Annotated in this window: 16 protein-coding genes; 7 read left to right on the forward strand and 9 right to left on the reverse strand. The window is 65.5% G+C overall.

Features of this window, described 5'->3' with window-relative positions:
* From GFS60_RS04890 to GFS60_RS04905, 4 genes are read right to left on the reverse strand one after another with little or no spacing between them, the layout of a single operon-like run.
* Positions 1-864, reverse strand: coding sequence for a TIGR03619 family F420-dependent LLM class oxidoreductase (locus GFS60_RS04890; RefSeq protein WP_159919282.1), 864 nt, complete (start codon positions 862-864; stop codon positions 1-3).
* Between the two features lie 13 nt (positions 865-877).
* On the reverse strand, positions 878-2056 hold the full coding sequence (locus GFS60_RS04895) for a thiolase domain-containing protein (protein ID WP_109326894.1): 1179 nt from the start codon (positions 2054-2056) through the stop codon (positions 878-880).
* A complete protein-coding gene (locus GFS60_RS04900; RefSeq protein ID WP_159919284.1) occupies positions 2056-3120 on the reverse strand; it encodes a thiolase domain-containing protein in 1065 nt (354 codons plus the stop codon). Before GFS60_RS04900 ends, GFS60_RS04895 begins: the two co-directional genes overlap by 1 nt.
* A 12-nt stretch (positions 3121-3132) precedes the next feature.
* Positions 3133-4113: a Zn-ribbon domain-containing OB-fold protein gene (locus GFS60_RS04905; protein WP_159926881.1), complete on the reverse strand. Its 981-nt coding sequence runs from the start codon at positions 4111-4113 to the stop codon at positions 3133-3135.
* Between the two features lie 79 nt (positions 4114-4192).
* Between GFS60_RS04905 and GFS60_RS04910 the strand changes: the two genes are divergently transcribed.
* The gene (locus GFS60_RS04910) at positions 4193-5230 is read left to right on the forward strand and encodes an LLM class F420-dependent oxidoreductase (protein WP_159919286.1); all 1038 of its coding nucleotides are present in this window, start codon (positions 4193-4195) and stop codon (positions 5228-5230) included.
* A gap of 133 nt (positions 5231-5363) precedes the next feature.
* On the opposite strand, the gene GFS60_RS04915 is transcribed toward GFS60_RS04910, so the two are convergent.
* Positions 5364-6323 (reverse strand): hypothetical protein, encoded by a 960-nt coding sequence (locus GFS60_RS04915; RefSeq protein WP_201453503.1) that lies wholly within the window; start codon positions 6321-6323, stop codon positions 5364-5366.
* Positions 6324-6532: 209 nt separating this feature from the next.
* Positions 6533-7375, reverse strand: a complete 843-nt coding sequence (locus GFS60_RS04920; RefSeq protein WP_159919291.1) for a crotonase/enoyl-CoA hydratase family protein — start codon at positions 7373-7375, stop codon at positions 6533-6535.
* 79 nt (positions 7376-7454) lie between these two features.
* On the opposite strand from GFS60_RS04920, the gene GFS60_RS04925 reads away from it, so the two are divergent.
* Together GFS60_RS04925 and GFS60_RS04930 are read left to right on the forward strand one after the other, a co-directional pair.
* Positions 7455-9131 carry an acyl-CoA synthetase gene (locus GFS60_RS04925; protein ID WP_159919293.1) on the forward strand — a complete coding sequence of 559 codons (1677 nt, stop codon included), beginning with the start codon at positions 7455-7457 and terminating at the stop codon, positions 9129-9131.
* Positions 9131-10246 (forward strand): NAD(P)H-dependent flavin oxidoreductase, encoded by a 1116-nt coding sequence (locus GFS60_RS04930; protein ID WP_109326908.1) that lies wholly within the window; start codon positions 9131-9133, stop codon positions 10244-10246. The genes GFS60_RS04925 and GFS60_RS04930 overlap by 1 nt, the downstream gene beginning before the upstream one ends.
* Positions 10247-10304: 58 nt before the next feature.
* Here GFS60_RS04930 and GFS60_RS04935 read toward each other — a convergent pair whose 3' ends face one another.
* From GFS60_RS04935 to GFS60_RS04945, 3 genes are read right to left on the reverse strand one after another with little or no spacing between them, the layout of a single operon-like run.
* Positions 10305-11876, reverse strand: a complete 1572-nt coding sequence (locus GFS60_RS04935; protein ID WP_159919295.1) for a long-chain-fatty-acid--CoA ligase — start codon at positions 11874-11876, stop codon at positions 10305-10307.
* Positions 11873-12994, reverse strand: coding sequence for an acyl-CoA dehydrogenase family protein (locus tag GFS60_RS04940; RefSeq protein WP_159919297.1), 1122 nt, complete (start codon positions 12992-12994; stop codon positions 11873-11875). The genes GFS60_RS04935 and GFS60_RS04940 overlap by 4 nt, the downstream gene beginning before the upstream one ends.
* 9 nt (positions 12995-13003) lie before the next feature.
* On the reverse strand, positions 13004-14212 hold the full coding sequence (locus GFS60_RS04945; protein WP_159919299.1) for an acyl-CoA dehydrogenase family protein: 1209 nt from the start codon (positions 14210-14212) through the stop codon (positions 13004-13006).
* A 249-nt stretch (positions 14213-14461) separates the two neighbouring features.
* On the opposite strand from GFS60_RS04945, the gene GFS60_RS04950 reads away from it, so the two are divergent.
* The 4 genes from GFS60_RS04950 to GFS60_RS04965 all read left to right on the forward strand — a co-directional run bounded on the left by GFS60_RS04950 (position 14462) and on the right by GFS60_RS04965 (position 17839).
* Positions 14462-14653 carry a ferredoxin gene (locus GFS60_RS04950; protein ID WP_109326911.1) on the forward strand — a complete coding sequence of 64 codons (192 nt, stop codon included), beginning with the start codon at positions 14462-14464 and terminating at the stop codon, positions 14651-14653.
* A 103-nt stretch (positions 14654-14756) separates the two neighbouring features.
* Complete coding sequence (locus GFS60_RS04955; RefSeq protein ID WP_159919301.1) at positions 14757-15674, forward strand: 3-oxoacyl-ACP reductase; 918 nt, start codon at positions 14757-14759, stop codon at positions 15672-15674.
* A 528-nt stretch (positions 15675-16202) separates the two neighbouring features.
* Positions 16203-16967, forward strand: coding sequence for an MlaE family ABC transporter permease (locus tag GFS60_RS04960; RefSeq protein WP_109326912.1), 765 nt, complete (start codon positions 16203-16205; stop codon positions 16965-16967).
* 20 nt (positions 16968-16987) lie between these two features.
* Positions 16988-17839 carry an MlaE family ABC transporter permease gene (locus tag GFS60_RS04965; RefSeq protein WP_109326914.1) on the forward strand — a complete coding sequence of 284 codons (852 nt, stop codon included), beginning with the start codon at positions 16988-16990 and terminating at the stop codon, positions 17837-17839.

Genomic DNA, 17839 nt, shown 5'->3' on the forward strand with positions numbered 1-17839 from the left:
CTAGTCGATGTACTGGTTGGCGAACTTACGCATGGAGTCCTGCTTGGCTTCGAGGGGTCCGTCGAACCCGATGCCGTCGAAGATCCACGGGACGACGATGGTGTCGGTCACTCCCGCCTCGGCCAGTTCCGCGTATCCCTCCTTGCCGAAGCGGTCGATGCAGACGGTCTGTATTTCGTACGGCAGCTCGGCCCTCCCGTACTCCTCGCGGAGTGCACGGAGGCGTGCAATCACCTGGACGAGATCGTCGAATTTGATCATTGCCGACGTCCAGCCATCGCCCACCCTGGCGGCCCGGCGAAGTGCCACGTCGGTGTGCCCGCCGACGTAGAACGGCACCGGTTTCGTCGGGGCCGGGCTCATCTGCAGGCGGTCGAAGTCGTAGAACGCACCGTGGTACTCGACCATTCCGCCACCGAGAATCAGTTTGATGACCTCGATCATCTCGTCGACGCGGGCGCCCCGTTTCGCGTACGGAACCCCGCACCATTCGAATTCCTCCGGAGCCCAGCCGATGCCGACCCCGAAGCCGAAGCGATTGCCGGTCAGATTCGCCACGGACCCAACTTGGCGGGCGAGGAGCACCGGGTTGCGCGATCCCAGTTTGAGTACCTGGGTGTAGAACTCGATCCTCGAGGTGACAGCGCCCATCGCCGCGGCGGCGATCAGTGGATCCACCCAGGGCGTTTCCTCGTTCCACATCCGCGAACCGTCCGGGGTGTACGGGTAGTCGGTGCTCTGCTTCTCCATGAAGAACAGCGAGTCGGGCAGCGCGATGGACGAGAAGCCGCACTCCTCGGCTGTTTTCGCGAGGGCAGGTAGTTGGTCGAGGGGATTCATGGCAATGCCGACGGTGAATTTCATGATGGTGACCCCGCTACTGGTTGTCCGGCCGGTCGGATCCGACCACCCACATCGAGAAGTATTGAGAGCCGCCACCGTAGGCGTGGCCCATGGCCTTGCGTGCGTCTTTCACCTGGTGATCACCGGCGCGGTGCATCACCTGCATGGCCGACTCGGCGAACCGGATCATTCCCGAGGCTCCGATCGGATTGGACGAGAGGACACCACCGGACGCGTTGAGCGGAAGGCGTCCACCGATGGCCGTCTCGCCCGCTTCGGTCAGCTTCCACCCCTCACCCTCGGACACGAATCCGAGGTTCTCGAGCCACATCGGTTCGAACCACGAGAAGGGGACATAGATTTCGGCGACGTCGATCTCGTCGAGGGGATCCTTGATTCCGGCGGCCTCCCACAGGGCGGCGGCAGCATCCCTGCCCGCCTGCGGGTTCACCTGATCCCGCCCGGAGAACGTGGTGGGTTCGGTACGCATGGCCGTGGCGTGAATCCAGGCGACCTCGCGACCTTCTGCCGTCACCCGCTCCGCCGCTTCCTCGTTGCCGATCACCATGGCGCAGGCGCCGTCCGAAGACGGGCAGGTCTCGTCGTATCGGATCGGATCCCACAACATCTGGGAAGCCTGTACGGACTCCAGGGTGATATCGGGTTGCTGCAGATGGGCGTACGGGTTGAGGCTTCCGTTGAGGCGGTCCTTCACCGCCACCATCGCGCCGATGTGCTCGGGCGCTCCCGACCGCCGAATGTAGGACCGGACGTGCGGCGCGAAATAGCCTCCCGCGCCGGCACCCACTGGCATGTTGAAAGGGATGGGGGTCGACAACGCCCACATGGCATTCGACTCGGACTGCTTCTCCCAGGCGACCGTCAGCACTCGCTTGTGTACGCCCGCCTTCACGAGGCTCGACGCCACGACAGCCGTGGATCCGCCGACCGACCCCGCGGTGTGCACGCGGAGAAGCGGCTTACCGTTGGCGCCCAATGCATCCGACATCGCAAGTTCAGGCATCATCGAACCCTCGAACAGGTCGGGTGCCTTGCCGATCACGACGGCGTCGATGTCGTCCCAACCCACGCGCGCGTCTTCCATGGCGCGGTCGATGGCCTCGCGGACCAGGCCGGCCATCGACACATCGTGCCGCTTCGCCACATAGTGGGTCTGGCCGGTGCCGAGTACAGCGGCTAGTTGATTCGCCATCAGTTGCGTCCCTCCAAGACTGCGACCAAATTCTGTTGCAGCACAGCACCACTCGTGGCGTGTGCCAGCGTGCGCCCGGCGTTGCCGTCCATGATGGCCCTGGCTGCGTAACCTATGCGCTCCAGGCCCGCCGCGAACATCGGGTTCCCGCTGAGCGGACCTCCCGAGGGGTTGATCGTCGTCGATTCGGGCAGTCCGATGGCCTCGCGCAGGATCAGCTCCTGGTGGGTGAAGGGACCGTGCAGTTCGGCCACGTCTATTCCGCCGACGTCACCGCCGGTGGCGGCCCGGGCCGCCGACGTTGTGGAAGGCGACACCGTCAGGTCGCGGGCACCGAAGTTCGGGGAGTCGATCCGGTGTTCGATCCCGGTGATCCACGCCGGACGTTCACACAGCTCACGGGCACGGTCGCCGGCTGCCAGTACCACCGCGGCAGCCCCGTCGGTGATCGGTGCGCAGTCGTGGGCGCGCAGAGGATCGGCGACGAACGGTGAGGCCAGCAACGTCTCGATGTCGACGTGGCCGGACAGCTGGGTGTTCGGGTTGCTCTCGGCTGCCGCTCGGCTGCGGGCCGCCACGGCTGCCATCTCCTCGGTCGTCCACTTTCCGGCATCGAGCCCGAGACGGGCCTGTAAGCCCGCGATCGACACCGAGTCGAGGGCGAGAGGCGTCACCAGATAGGGGTCGAGTTGCATCGACAGGACCTTGCGGAGATTGCCCGCCGACGACTTGCCGAAGCCGTACACGAGGGCGGTGTCGACCTCCCCGGTCATGATCTTGACCCAGGCTTCGTAGAAGGCCCACGCCGCATCCATCTCGACGTGGGATTCGTTGATCGGCGGAACGGCGCCGATCGAGTCGACCGCGGAGATGAACGAGAACGCCCGACCCGCCAGATAGTCGGACGAGCCGGAACACCAGAAGCCAATGTCCGACTTGGTGATCCCGAGTTGGTCGTACAGCTGCTGAAAGCAGGGGACCAGCATTTCGACGCCGTTGGTGGTGCCGGTGGTCTGACGCACGTGCGGTGCGTGCGCGAACCCGACGACTGCGATATCTGTCATTGTGCCGCGCCCTTACAGGTGGTGTTTGAAGGTGTCGTACTCGGCGTCGGGCTCACCCGTCGGCCTGAAGTACTCGATGTTCTCGAGGGTGTAACCCCACTCCTCGCGTGGTTTCCACTTGGCTTCCACGCGCATGCCCATCCGGACGTCGGCGGCGTCGCACTCGAGAATGAGGTGCAGGAATGCGATGTCGGCGCCGTCGAGCAGCACATACGCTGCGACGTACGGCGGCTTGATGCGCTGACCGAGGAACGGGACGTTGACGATGCAGAAGGTGGTGACGATGCCCCGGTCCGGCAGCTCCACCTGCTCCTTCGTCGGGATGCCGTCGGTGGGATTGGCGCTGCGAGGCGGGATGTAGACCTTGCCGTCCGCGCCGGTGCGGCCGCCGATGAGCTTGCCTTCCTTCAGCCCTCGAAGGTAGTAGCTCTCCTCGGCCGACGCCGAATGCATGTAGTCGAGGTCGACCGGCGTCGTCACCATCGTCACCGGCTCCGAGTTCTCGGGCGTCCCGGCGTCGCCGGCCGACTCACCCGGTTCGAAGCACACGATGTCCTGAATGCGTCCGACGCGCTGCTCCGCCCACCGCGCCCGCACACGCATTCCCGTGCTCATCGCGGCGACGGAAGGCACGTCCACCGCGTGCACCAAGGCGGTGTCGGCGCCGTCCAACTTGATCAACGCCCACGCGAACGGCTCGGTGAGCGGCTGTCCGGCAATAGGATCCGGCATCCATGTCCAACTCACTACGGTTCCGGCGTCGGATACGCCGACGAAGTCGGTGAGCGGTTCCGCCGTGTCGGGGTCGAATTCGGGCGGCGGAACGTAGACGCGTCCGTCCGATCCGCGCGCGCCGATGACCTTGCGGTCGCGCAGCGCAGTCACGAAGGCTCCGATGGTCGGGCCCACCGACCGGGTGTAGTCGAATTGAAGTTTCAGCGGGGCGCTCAATGGAGTGTTCGAGAACTTTTCGGCCACCGCGCTCTTTCCCATGGTCACAACTTCGAGTAGAACAGGTTCTAGTGTTTGTGGCAAGGGTCACTTCTGACGACGGTCGATGCGGAGGCACACGATGAAGCTCGGGTTGCAACTCGGATACTGGGGCGCGCAGCCGCCGGCGAATGTCCCGGAGCTGATCGCCGCCGCCGAAGCCGAAGGATTCGACGCCGTCTTCGCCGCCGAATCATGGGGATCCGACGCCTTCACCCCCCTCGCGTGGTGGGGGGCGAGCACCGAACGTGTCCGCCTCGGCACCTCGGTCGTGCAGATCTCGGCGCGCACCCCGACGAGCTGCGCGATGCACGCGCTCACCCTCGACCACCTCAGCGGTGGCCGGGCCATACTAGGGCTCGGGGTGTCGGGCCCGCAGGTGGTCGAGGGGTGGTACGGCCAGCCCTTCGAGAAACCCCTTGCGCGCACCCGTGAATACGTGTCGATCGTGCGCCAGGTGCTCGACCGTCGAGAGCCCGTCACCAGTGCCGGACCGCACTACCCGCTGCCGTACACCGGGCCGGGCAGCACCGGCCTGGGAAAGCCCCTCAAACCGATCACCCACCCCCTCCGGGCGGACATCCCGATCTGGCTTGGCGCCGAGGGTCCCAAGAACGTGGCGCTCACCGCCGAAATCGCCGACGGCTGGCTCGCGATCTACTACTCACCCCGCCTCGCCCCCATGTACAACGAATGGCTCGACGAGGGCTTCGCGCGGCAGGGTGCTCGTCGTACCCGGGAAGACTTCGAGGTCGCGGCCACCTGTCAGGTCATCATTACCGACGACCGTGCCGCAGCCATCGACGGGCTGAAACCGATGACAGCGCTCTACGTCGGCGGCATGGGTGCACCCGAACTGAACTTCCACGCCCAGGTGTACACCCGCATGGGATACGGCGAACAGGTCGAAGAAATCGGCCGCCTCTTTCGTGCAGGCCGCAAAGACGACGCCGCCGTCGTCGTCCCCGACGACATGGTCACCGAGACCATGATCATCGGCAACGTCGACGAAGTCCGAGCCGACGTCAAACGCTGGGCCGACGCCGGAGTCACCACACTCCTCGTCTCGTGCCGCGACGCCCCGCACGTGCGGCAGCTCGCCTCCGCTGTCCTGGGCTGACCTCCCCGTCCCCGCCCCTGCCTTCCCTCCGCCCCTGCCCCTGCCTCCCGCCGTCCCCCTCCGCCCTCCCTCCGTCCCCCCTTCCGCCGGGCGAATGTACCTTTCGGCGCCTCAGATGCGCCGAAAGGTACATTCATCCGGCGGCTGTGAGCATCCGGACCTCCGGTCGGGGGCGGGACGACGCCAACTGGTAGTGGCTGCGGAGGTCGTCGATCACGCGGTCGGGGTGGTCGCGGACGGCACTAGGGAGAGTCGGAAGCACGATGATGCCGTGGTTCTGCATCCGGGTTCGGCGCTCGACGGTCGATTTGTAGGCATTGGGCGCGAGATGCCAGTCGAGCGAGTCGATGTCCCAGGCGAACGCGACCTCGTCGATCCAACCGTCCGGCATAGCAATGAACTGTCCGTCGGCGTCGACGATCCTGCGGTTGAAGACCATTCGGGGTAGTCCGCTCCGCGTCCACAATCGGCGAGCTTCGGCTTCGGACACCGAGTGGACGTCGGCGCTCACCTCGCGCAGCACGGCACGGGGGAGCGCTGCGCCGCGGCCACTGCCCGCGTCCAACTCCGCGATGAGCTCGGGGACTCTTGCCCCGCCTCGCTGGATCACCTCGGCGATGAGGGATCGAGTGCTGTCCAGAGTGCGGCACCGTCGCGCCGCGTCGAGCAACGCGCGTGGAAGCGGGGCGCAGGGAAGCCCGTTGCGCATCACCGGCGCCGGCATTCGCGTCGTGCGTTCGACGAGGACGAAGCCCGTGGACTGGACACGCCGGTGCGTGGCGATCAGGACGTGGGCATCGCCGGAGTACGACGTTCCGTACCCGTATTCGTGTAACGCTGCGCGCCCGGTGAGGACCGCGTTGTCACCGCTGAGCACGATCGCGGCCACGGCACGCTGTCGTGCGGTCGGGTGGCCGTTGCCGAGCATCACGACGCCGGGAAGGATCCGTTGCCACGGCCCGCCCGGACGGCATCGAGCGTCGATCGCCGAGTTCGACACTCCCCAATGCCTCAGTTCGGCGGTGCGGATGATCCCTGACCGGCTCACTCCGTACAAGTCTTCGAGCCGATGCCCCCATTGTCCCCGTCGCATGGACTCGATGATGACGCACCCGCTACTGGCGGCAGGGTTGTTCACCAGGCGTTTTGGTGAGGCCTGTGGATAACTGGGGGTTGTGGATAAGCCTCACACCCTGGGCGAATGTACCTTTCGGCGCCTCAGATGCGCCGAAAGGTACATTCGCCCGGCTGGGGAGGGGGCGGGGGTGGCTGGGGGTGGGGGAGGTCAGCGGTGGGGCAGGGTCAGCGGCCCTGGAAGTTCGGCGCGCGCTTTTCGGCGAAGGCGCGGGGGCCCTCCTTCGCGTCGGCGCTGGTGAACACGGCGGTGCCGAGTGCGGCGTCGATCTGGAAGGCGTCTTCCTCGTGCATGCCTTCGGTGTCGCGGATGGTCTTCAGGATGGCCTGGACGGCGAGGGGGCCGTTGGCGGAGATGAGGTCGGCGAGTTCGAGGGCCTTGTCGAGGGCGCGGCCGTCGGGAACGACGTGTCCGATGAGGCCGATCTCCTTGGCTTCGGCGGCGGTGATGTGGCGTCCGGTCAGGAGAATGTCCGCAGCGATGGTGTACGGGATCTGCCGGACGAGGCGCACCGCCGAACCGCCGAGCGGGAAGAGTCCCCATTTCGCTTCGGACACACCGAATTTGGCGCTCTCGCCGGCGACGCGAATGTCGGTGCCCTGAAGGATCTCGGTTCCGCCTGCGATGGCCGGTCCCTCGACCGCTGCGATGAGGGGTTTGGTGAGGCGACGGCCCTTGAGGAGAGCCTCGATTTTCGACAGGTCCCACGCCGGCTGGTTTCCCTCACCCCCGCCCGAGAAGGAGTCGCCAGGGTGCTGCACCGTCATGGCCTTGAGGTCTGCTCCCGCGCAGAAGGCTCCGCCGGCACCGGTGAGGATGGCGACGCGGATGTCCGGGTCGGCGTCGACCTGATCCCACGCGTCGCGCATGATCGCCATCATTTCGCCGGACAGCGCGTTCTTCGCCTCGGGGCGGTTCATCGTGACGATCAGGACGTGCCCGCGCTTCTCGACGAGGCAGTGCGGCGACTGTGCTGAAACGTCGGTTTTCTCGGTGGTGGTAGAGGACACTGAAGTCTCCCGAAGGGTGTGTGAGCTGGCTCTCAAATTGGGTCTTGCCAGAAACGGTAACACGTTCTACTTTGTTGACGTGGCCCTTAATATCGCAGACCTCGTAGAGCACGCAATCGACCTCGTTCCGGACCGTGTCGCGTTGGTGTCCGACGACCGGGAAGTGACGTACGCGCAGATGGAGGAGAGGGCCAATCGACTAGGCCATTACCTGCGCGAACAGGGTGTCCGGCCGGGTGACAAGGTGGGCATCTACAGCCGCAACACCCTCGAGGCCATCGAGGCCATGGTGGCGGTGTTCAAGATCCGGGCCGTGATGGTCAACGTCAACTACCGGTACGTCGAGAACGAGTTGCAATACATCTTCGAAAATTCGGACATGGTCGCGCTCGTGCACGAGCGTCGGTACGCCGACAAGGTGGCCGCTGTGCTGCCCCGCACGCCTCTGGTGAAGACCGTCGTCGTCATCGAGGACGGGACCGATCTCGACTACTCGTCGTACGGCGGCGTCGAATACGAGACCGCGTTGGCGCAGGGTTCCCCGGAGCGCGACTTCGAGGAGCGCAGCAACGACGACATCTACATGCTCTACACCGGCGGCACGACCGGTAAGCCGAAGGGCGTCATGTGGCGTCAGGAGGATGTCTGGCGTGTGCTCGGTGGCGGTATCAATTTCATGACCGGTGAGTACGTCGAGGACGAGTGGGACCTTGCCAAGCAGGGTGCCGAGACCGGCGGCATGACCCGCTTCCCCATCCCGCCGATGATTCACGGCGGCAGCCAGTGGGCCACTTTCCAAAGCTTGTTCGGTGGCGGCAAGTGCGTGATGCACCCGGAGTTCGACGGCCACGACGTTTGGCGCATCGTCGACCAGCACAAGGTCAATCTCGTCTTCATCACGGGCGACGCGATGGCGCGACCCATGCTCGACGCCCTGATCGAGGGCAACCCGGCCACCGGTGAGCCGTACGACCTGTCGTCGCTGTTTCTGATGGCCAGTTCGGCGGCGCTGTTCTCGCCCAGTATCAAGGAGAAGTTCCTGGAACTGCTGCCCAATCGGATGATCACCGATTCGATCGGCTCGTCCGAAACCGGCTTCGGCGGACTGAGTGTGGTGGAGAAGGGCAAATCGCACGGCGGCGGGCCGACGGTGAAGATCGACGCCTCCACCTCGGTCATCGACGACGACGGGAACCCGGTGGAGCCCGGCTCGGGCAAGGTCGGCATTCTCGCGCGCAAAGGACATATCCCGATCGGCTATTACAAGGACGAAGAGAAGACCAAGGCGACGTTCCGGGAGTATCACGGTGTCCGCTACTCGATCCCCGGCGACTTCGCGCAGGTGGAGGCGGACGGCACCGTCACGATGCTCGGACGTGGTTCGGTCTGTATCAACAGCGGCGGCGAGAAGATTTTCCCCGAAGAGGTGGAGGGCGCGCTGAAGTCGCACCCCGACGTGTTCGACGCCCTGGTGGTCGGTGTGCCCGACGAGCGATTCGGGCAGCGCGTCGCTGCCGTCGTCCAGACGCGCGGCGGGGCGCGTCCCGGCCTACACGAGATCGCATCGGCCGCGCGTAAGGAAATCGCCGGATACAAGGTGCCGCGCAGCCTGTGGTTCGTGGACGAGATCAAACGTTCGCCTGCAGGTAAGCCCGACTACCGCTGGGCCAAAGAGCAAACGGAATCCCGACCCGCCGACGACCACAATGGCAACGGTTCGGCCCAGAGCGACACCGTGACGAGCAAAGGCGCGTAATGCACACAGCTTTGAGTGAGAAGTTCGGCATCGAGTACCCCATCTTCGGGTTCACGCCCTCCGAGCATGTGGCCGCGGCTATTTCGCGGGCCGGCGGCCTGGGCGTGCTCGGCTGTGTTCGGTTCAACGATCCGGAGGAACTCGAGGCCGTCCTGACGTGGATGGACGAGAACACCGACGGGAAACCGTACGGCGTCGACATCGTGATGCCGGCCAAGATCCCGACGGAGGGCACGTCGGTGGACCTGGAGTCGCTGATTCCGGCGGAACATCGTGCCTTCGTCAACCGCACCCTGGACGAGCTGGGTGTGCCGCCGTTGGAAACGGGCACCGAGCATGCGACGGGGGTGCTCGGCTGGCTTCACTCGGTTGCCCGCTCGCATGTCGATGTCGCGCTCAATCACCGTATCGCCCTGATCGCCAACGCACTGGGCTCGCCGCCCAAGGATGTCATCGATCAGGCCCACGCCAAGGGTGTTCCCGTGGCGGCGCTCGCCGGGGCGGTCGAGCATGCGCGCAGGCACGTTGCGAACGGCGTCGACATCGTCATCGCGCAGGGATATGAAGCGGGCGGGCACACCGGTGAGATCGCGTCGATGGTGCTGGTTCCGGAGATCGTCGACGCGGTAGGCGATTCCGCTGCAGTGCTGGCCGCCGGCGGCATCGGAAGCGGCCGTCAGGTGGCGGCCGCACTGTCGCTCGGGGCGTCCGGTGTCTGGATGGGGTCGTACTGGCTCACGACGTCGGAGTACAAGCTCGGCAGTGCGTCGGCCGACGGACCATCCGCCATCCAACGGGCCTTGCTCGGTGCGACCTCGGCCGACACGGTGCGGTCCCGCATCTACTCGGGTAAGCCCGCGCGCCTGCTGAAGACCAAGTGGACCGATGCGTGGTCGAAGCCGGAAGCGCCGGCGCCGCTGCCGATGCCGTTGCAGAATCTGTTGGTCAGCGACGCTCACCAGCGGATCGCCGCTTCGGAGAATCCGGACGTCGTCGCGATGCCGGTAGGACAGATTGTCGGCCGGATGAACGAAATCCGGCCGGTGTCCGAGGTGATGGACGAGCTCGTCTCCGGCTTCGAGGCGGCGGTGTCCCGGCTCGTTTCGTACAAGTAGCGGTACTGGGGTGGCGAAGTAGGCGGGAGCGTACTTCGCCGCCCGTCATTCACAGGATTCACAGGCGGGAGTAGCCGGTACCATCGCGGACCCACACAGGATCTGCGCAGTTCCATCGCTGCGCGCTGAGTGTGCGCGTGAGTACCTTGAACGTGGCCGTGCGGGGAAACTCGGAGCACACCCGCACCAAGGTCGGGCGCTGTTTCGGACCGAGATCGGTCTGGGCGTCGAGGAACTCCGCGAAGTCGACGGGGTCGAATTCGCGGGTGGGCACGACTGCGGCCATCACCCGGTCGCCGACCTCGGCGTCGGGTACCGCATACACCGACACCTCCGCGAACCCGTCGTAGCGCAGCAGGATTCGTTCGATGGGCGCGGAGCCGAGGTTTTCGCCGTCCACGCGCAACCATCCAGTGCTGCGGCCGGCGAAGTACACGAATCCGTCGGCATCGCGGTAGGCCAGGTCGCCACTCCAGTACTTTCCGTCCCGGATTCTCTCCGCGTCGGCCTCCGGATTGTTGTAGTAGCCGGCGAAGGCGCCGGGACCGTTGACGTTGACGAGTTCCCCGGTGGCGGCCTCGGCATTGACCAGGCGACCGGATGCATCGAATTCGGCAGGGGGACAGGGCAGACCCGACTCCGGGTCGAGGATCGCGATTCCGTCGGGGAGCCGCCCGAGTGCGCCCGGCGGTGAGCCGGGAGTAGCGGAAATGGCCACTCCGCCTTCGGTGGAACCGAATCCGTCGACGACCTGCGTGCCGAAACGCCGGGAGAATGCGGCAACCGCGGAAGCGGATCCCTCGTTGCCGTACATCACTCGCAGCGTGTTGTCGGCGTCGTCGGGCTCCTCCGGCGTTGCCAGCACGTACGACAGCGGCTTTCCCACATAGTTTGCGTAGGTGACCCCGTATCGCCGGACATCGGCGAGGAAGTGGGACGCGGAGAACCTGCGCCGCAACACGATCGAGCTACGGGCTGCGAGCGCCACAGACCAGGCGGCCATCATGGCGTTGGAGTGGAACATCGGCATAGACAGGTACACGACGTCGTCCGCGGACAGCGAGAACCGCTCGGCGAGCATCAGGCCGGGCCCGGTGATCTTCGCGTGCGTACAGCGCACGGCTTTGGGGTCGCCGCTCGTCCCGGAGGTGAAGATGAGCATGAAGAGATCGTCGGGCTCGGGCGTTACCTGCTCGAAAGATGGCCGCTGTACAGACAGCATGTCGGCCCACTCCGCGGAGTCCACGTTGATCACCGGGACCTCGAGCAGCAGTCCGTCGAGCAGATCCGAACGACTGTTCTCGGTAAAGATGACCTGGCAGTCGGCGAGCGCCGCATCGCGGGCCAGCGCGTCGCCGCGCCGGGTGGTGTTGAGGCCGACGAGGACTGCGCCGGAAAGCGCCGCCGCACCCGCGAGGAGCGAGAACTCGGGCACGTTGTCCATCAGCACACCGAAATGCCGCGGGCGTTCGAGATCGAGAAGATCATCGAGTACCGCGGCGCGCTGCAGGCTCGCCCGCAGGTGGTCTGACCAGGACAGGAAACGGTCCTCGAAGTACAGCCCCTCGGACTCGCTGTCGGCGACACCTCGAAGCAGGTCCGCCACCGTGCGTGCGAGTGTCGCCGTCATGCGGGGACGGTGGCCAGTTCGGCGCCGAGGGTCCGGAGCTGCCGGGTGGCGGAGCCGAGCCGGAACTCGAGGGCCTTTGCCGCGAGGAAGTACCGGTGCACGGGATGATCCTGGTCGAGCCCGACACCGCCGTGAATGTGAACCGCCGTGTGGGCCACCCGGTGACCGGCGTCGGACGCCCAGAACTTGGCGGTCTGCACGTCGCCCTCGCCGGGCAGTCCTTCGCTGAGCCGCCACGCTGCCTGCCACAGAGTGAGCCGGACGCCCTTGACGTCGATGTACGCGTCGGCGAGTCGCTGAGCCACGGCCTGGAAGCTGCCGATCGGCCTGCCGAACTGCACCCGTTCGCGGGCATAGGCGGCGGTCAGCGTCAGAGCCTGATCGAGCACGCCGTACTGGTACGCGCAGGCGCCGAGAGATCCTCGTTCGACGAGCCGATCGACGATCTCGCTGCCCTGCTCGACGGTGCCCAGGAGTCGATCGGAGCCGAGGACGACTCCGTGCAGCGCCACCTCGCCGGTGCTGGCGAAATCGACGGTCTGCTGCCTGGTGACGGTCACCCCTTCGTCGTCGGGGCGCACGAGGAACACCGCCACGCCGTCCGGGGTCGTCGCCGGCACCAGGAACAACTCTGCCGACGGCGCCGCGTCGACGACGATCTTCGTGCCGTCGAGGGTCCAGCCGCCCGGCGCGGGTTCGGCGTGGGTGACCGGAGCGCCCGGGTCGTCGTTGAGTTCTTCGTCGAGGGCGACGGTGAGGATTTTCGCACCGGCCGCTGCGGGAACTGCCCACTCCGCACGCTGTTGTTCGTTGCCGTATCGCGCGAGCGCATCCGCCGCCATGACGATGGATGAAAGGTAGGGGACCGGTGCGACGGCCCGGCCCAGTTCGACCAGGATGCTGCACTGCTCGAGAACGCCGAAACCATCGCCGCCCACCGACTCCGGTAGTGCGGCGCCCAGGACACCGGACGAGCCGAGTGTGGACCACAGTTCGCGATCGAGGCGGTCTTCGGCCACGTCGAGCTCCCGCAGGCGGTCGTTCGTGACGAGATCCGTGACGATGCTCCGGGTGAGACCGGCCAGATCCTGTTGCGCCTCGGTGAGGGTGAAATCCATGGTCGTGTCCTAACGCTTCGCAGGGGGCAGGCCGAGGGCGGTCATACCGATGATGTCGCGCTGCACCTCGTTGGTTCCGCCACCGAAAGTGAGGATGAGGGAAGAACGGTGCATCCGTTCGATGCGTCCGCGCAGCAGGACGCCGGGGGAGTTCTGCCGAAGCGTGGCCGACGGGCCGAGGACTTCCATGAGCAGTCGGTAGGCCTCGGTGGCGAACTCGGTTCCGTAGACCTTGTTGGCCGACGCCGCCTCTGGGCCCGGGGCATGCGCTGAATCATCCCCCGCTTCGCTTGCCCCGGTCGACGAGGCGATCTCCCAGTTCATCAACTTCAAATACTCGGCCTTGGCATGGACCCGGGCCAGATTGATCTGAACCCATTCCTGGTCGATGACGCGGCGGCCGTCCGGCAACTTGGTGTTCTGCGCCCACTCCCGCACTTCCCGCTGTGCGGTGAGGATCGGTCCGGCCGAGGTGAGCGCGACACGCTCATGGTTGAGCTGGTTGGTGATCAACGCCCAACCACCGTGTTCGGGACCGACGAGTGCGGAGGACGGTACGCGCACGTCCTGGTAATAGGTGGCGCTGGTGTCGGGACCGGCCATCGTGTGGACGGGTGTGTACGAGAATCCTTCGGCCGTGGTGGGCACGATCAGCATGCTGATGCCCTTGTGCTTCTTCGCCTCGGGGTCGGTCCGGCAGGCCAACCACACGTAGTCGGCGTATGCGATCAGGCTCGTCCACATCTTCTGGCCGTTGATCACATAGTCGTCACCGTCCTTGACGGCGGTGGTGCGCAGGCTTGCAAGGTCCGTCCCTGCCTCGGGCTCGGAGTATCCGATGGAGAAGTGCAGTTCGCCCGCGGATATCTTCGGCAAGAAGAACGACTTCTGCTCAGGTGTACCGAAGTGCATGATCGTGGGGGCCACGGAGTTGATCGTGAGGAATGGCACGGGGGCACCGGCGATGGCGGCCTCGTCGGTGAAGATCAGCTGCTCCATCGCCGAACGCTCCTGGCCGCCGTATTCCTTCGGCCAGCCGAGCGTCAACCAGCCGTCCTTGCCCATCTGCGCGACGACGTCGCGGTAGACGTTGCCCTCGCCGTACTCGCCGGTGGTGGCGGCGAGAGCCTCCCGCCGGTCCGGCGTCATCAACTGCGCGAAGTAGGCGCGCAGTTCTTCGCGCAGCGCCTGTTGCTGTGGCGTGTAGGTGATGTGCATCGAAATACCTCTCCAGTCCGAAGGCCCGGAACTCGTCGCATCTGGCACACGTTCCAGTCTCTACGGTGCGATGGCGGGGAGTCGGCCCAACCGGCTGGGGAGCGCGCTCGGTGGGCCTGCTCGCAGTCGTGAAACGAATCATTGCACACGACTGGAACAGGTTCTAGTGTTATCGCAGGAACGGTGTGCGCCGCAGCCCGGCGGCACCCGGGTCGACGAGCGACGTGACGAGGAGAAGTGAGGGTTGCCATGGAGGTCAGAGTCGATTTCGACCGGTGTGAGGCCAACGGTGTGTGCGTAGGGATTGCCCCCGACATCTTCGACCTCGACGACGACGACAATCTGCATATTTCGACCGCTCATCCACCCGCTGACCGGGAGGAAGACGTGCGGACTGCCATCGCGCAGTGTCCGAGGGCGGCGCTTACCGAACACCCCTGACCGTCGTTGCCCAAAACGAGAACACGTTCTACAGTGACGACGTCCACCGTGGCGCCGGGTGTGCAGCCCGGCGGCGATTGCAGACGACCAGGAGTGCCGCTTCATGAATGATGTTGCTGACCGCGATGTGAACTTGGACGGCAAGGTAGGCGTCGTCACCGGCGCCGGATCCGGGCTCGGGAAGTCCGAGGCGATCGGTCTGGCGCGAGCGGGTGCGTCCGTCGTGGTCAACGACCTGGTGGCCTCCGACGCCGTCGAAGAAACACTCGAAGAGATCCGAGGTTTGGGCGCCAAGGTCGAATTCGTCGCCGGCGACATCGGTGAACGGTCCACTGCCGACGCGATCATGGAAGCGGCGCAGGGCCAATTCGGCAGCCTCGACATTCTCGTCAACAATGCCGGGATCACGCGGGACCGCATGCTGTTCAACATGTCGGACGAAGACTGGGATCTGGTACTGAAGGTGCATCTGCGCGGGCACTTTCTGCTCTGCCGCTCCGCCGCCTCCTATTGGCGTGGAAAATCCAAGGAGGCGGGTGCGCCCGTGTACGGCCGCATCATCAACACGTCCTCGGAGGCAGGCCTGCTGGGGCCCGAGGGGCAGGCCAACTACGGTGCGGCCAAGGCAGGCATCACGGCTCTGACCCTCTCCGCCGCGCGCGGGCTGTCTCGCTACGGAGTACGGGCCAACGCGATCTGTCCCCGCGCGCGCACGTCGATGACGGAAAACGTCTTCGGTGAGGCGCCGGCCGAGGGGATCGACCCACTGTCGCCGGAGCATGTGGCGGCGTTGGTCACCTACCTCGCCTCGCCCGCGGCCGACACCGTCAACGGGCAGCTCTTCGTGGTCTATGGCCCGATGGTCGCGTTGATGGCGGCTCCGGTCGTCGAGCGCCGGTTCGACGCGACAGACTCTCGATGGACGCCGGCGAGTCTGGCCGAGAGCCTCGGCAGCTACTTCGGTGAACGCGATCCGGCCGCGACCTTCTCGGCGTCGGCTGCCCTGCGTGAGCTGGGCTGAACGAGCCGTCGCGGCGCGGTCGGCGACACATCCGGCGTTACCGCCCGTTTTCCCAGGTAATACCCGCGTGATGGGCGATACTGGGTAAAAATACACAGCGACCGGCTGGGGTCGAGACGGTGCGACGGGGGGAGGCAGCGATGTGCCTACACACGCTAGATCGTGTTCTAGTTTTACCGTCGATTCCGCGCGTCGACACCTCCATGGCGAGGGCTGAGTGACGTCCACGCAGCGGCGTGCAGGCGGCCCGGTCCGGGTTCGGTAGGCAGCCGACGTGTCCTAGTCAAACCTGCTGTGTGATAACGCTTTAGGCGTACCCGGTCGATGTTCGACGTGGACGCATCGCGGCTCTTCTTTTGGACGAAAACGCCCTCTTCGGAGTGCTCGATGTGGGACGATTCTTGCTGATGAATGACTCTTTTTGACAGGTGAACACGTTCTAGTTAATATGACCTGAGTCACAGGCCGTTGGGGGGCTGGGCTCAATCAACAGTCGGTGCTGGGTGCGATCAGGGACGAGGAGGACGAATGGTAGACCTCCTCGAGGTGCCATTGCGCGCTGTCGGCGGGTTTTTCACGATGTCGGCCGAGACGCTCAGGGCGGTGTTCTCGAGGCCCTTCCAGCGTCGCGAGTTCGTGGACCAGGCGTGGTTCGTTGCCCGGGTTTCGATGGTTCCCACGGTGCTGGTCGCCATCCCGTTCACCGTTCTGGTGAGCTTCACCATCAACATCCTCCTCCGGGAGATAGGTGCCGCGGATCTCAGTGGCGCGGGTGCGGCGCTGGGCACCGTGACCCAGGTCGGCCCTATCGTGACAGTGCTCATCGTGGCCGGGGCGGGCGCCACCGCGATCTGCGCAGACCTCTCGGCCCGCACGATCCGCGAAGAGATCGACGCGATGCGGGTGCTCGGTATCAACCCGATTCATCGGCTGGTCGTACCCCGCGTGCTCGCCTCGACCGTCGTGGCCCTGCTGTTGAACGGCCTGGTCTGCACTATCGGGATTCTCGGTGGGTTTGTCTTCTCGGTGTACATCCAGGATGTGAATCCGGGGGCCTTCGTCAACGGCATCACACTTCTCACGGGGTTCGGTGAGCTCGTGATCTCGGAGGTCAAAGCCGGTCTGTTCGGCATGATCGCGGGTCTTGTCGCGTCCTATCTCGGCCTCAACGTGAAAGGTGGCGCCAAGAGTGTCGGTGACGCCGTCAATCAGACCGTCGTCTTTTCGTTCATGGCGCTGTTCGTGGTCAATGTTCTCGTCACCGCCGTCGGCATCAAGCTGACGGCAGGGTGATCGACATGGTGGTGGAGTAGATGGCTCTCGCAGCGGCCGGGCGGTTTCCCCGCACACGCCGGCAATTCGCGTCGACGTCCCGTTCGATAGACCGGCTCGGCGAGCAGGCGCTGTTCTTTGCGCGCGCCATCGCCTGGGCCCCTCGTGCGGTGAGGCGGTACCCGAAGGAAACTCTGCGGCTCATCGCCGAGATCAGCATGGGCACGGGTGCGCTGGCGGTGATCGGTGGAACCGTGGTGATCGTCGGATTTCTGACGCTCTTCACCGGAGGCACCATCGCCGTGCAGGGATACAGCTCGCTCGGCAACATCGGTGTCGAGGCGCTCACCGGCTTCTTCGCCGCGTTCATCAACGTGCGCATCGCGGCCCCGGTCATCGCGGGTATCGGACTCGCGGCCACGATCGGGGCAGGCTCGACCGCCCAGCTCGGTGCCATGCGTGTGTCCGAGGAAATCGATGCCCTCGAGACGATGGCGATCCCCTCGATCCCGTACCTCGTCAGCACCCGGGTGATGGCCGGAATGATCGCGATCGTTCCGCTCTACGCCCTCGCGGTGATCGCATCCTTCATCGCCAGCCGATTCGCCACCGTGGTTCTCTACGACCAGTCCGCCGGCGTGTACGACCACTACTTCTCGACCTTCCTGATACCGACGGACATTCTGTGGTCGTTCGCGCAGGCCATCGTCATGGCGATCGCCATCATGCTCATCCACACCTACTACGGCTTCACCGCGTCGGGTGGTCCCGTCGGAGTCGGCGTGGCCGTGGGCAACGCGGTGCGGTCGTCGCTGATAGCGGTGGTCACGGTGACCCTCCTCATCTCCCTCGCCATATACGGCGGTTCCGGCAACTTCAACCTTTCGGGATAG

Origin of the sequence: Rhodococcus sp. WAY2 (assembly GCF_009859915.1) — a bacterium.
Taxonomy (GTDB): domain Bacteria; phylum Actinomycetota; class Actinomycetes; order Mycobacteriales; family Mycobacteriaceae; genus Rhodococcus_F; species Rhodococcus_F oxybenzonivorans.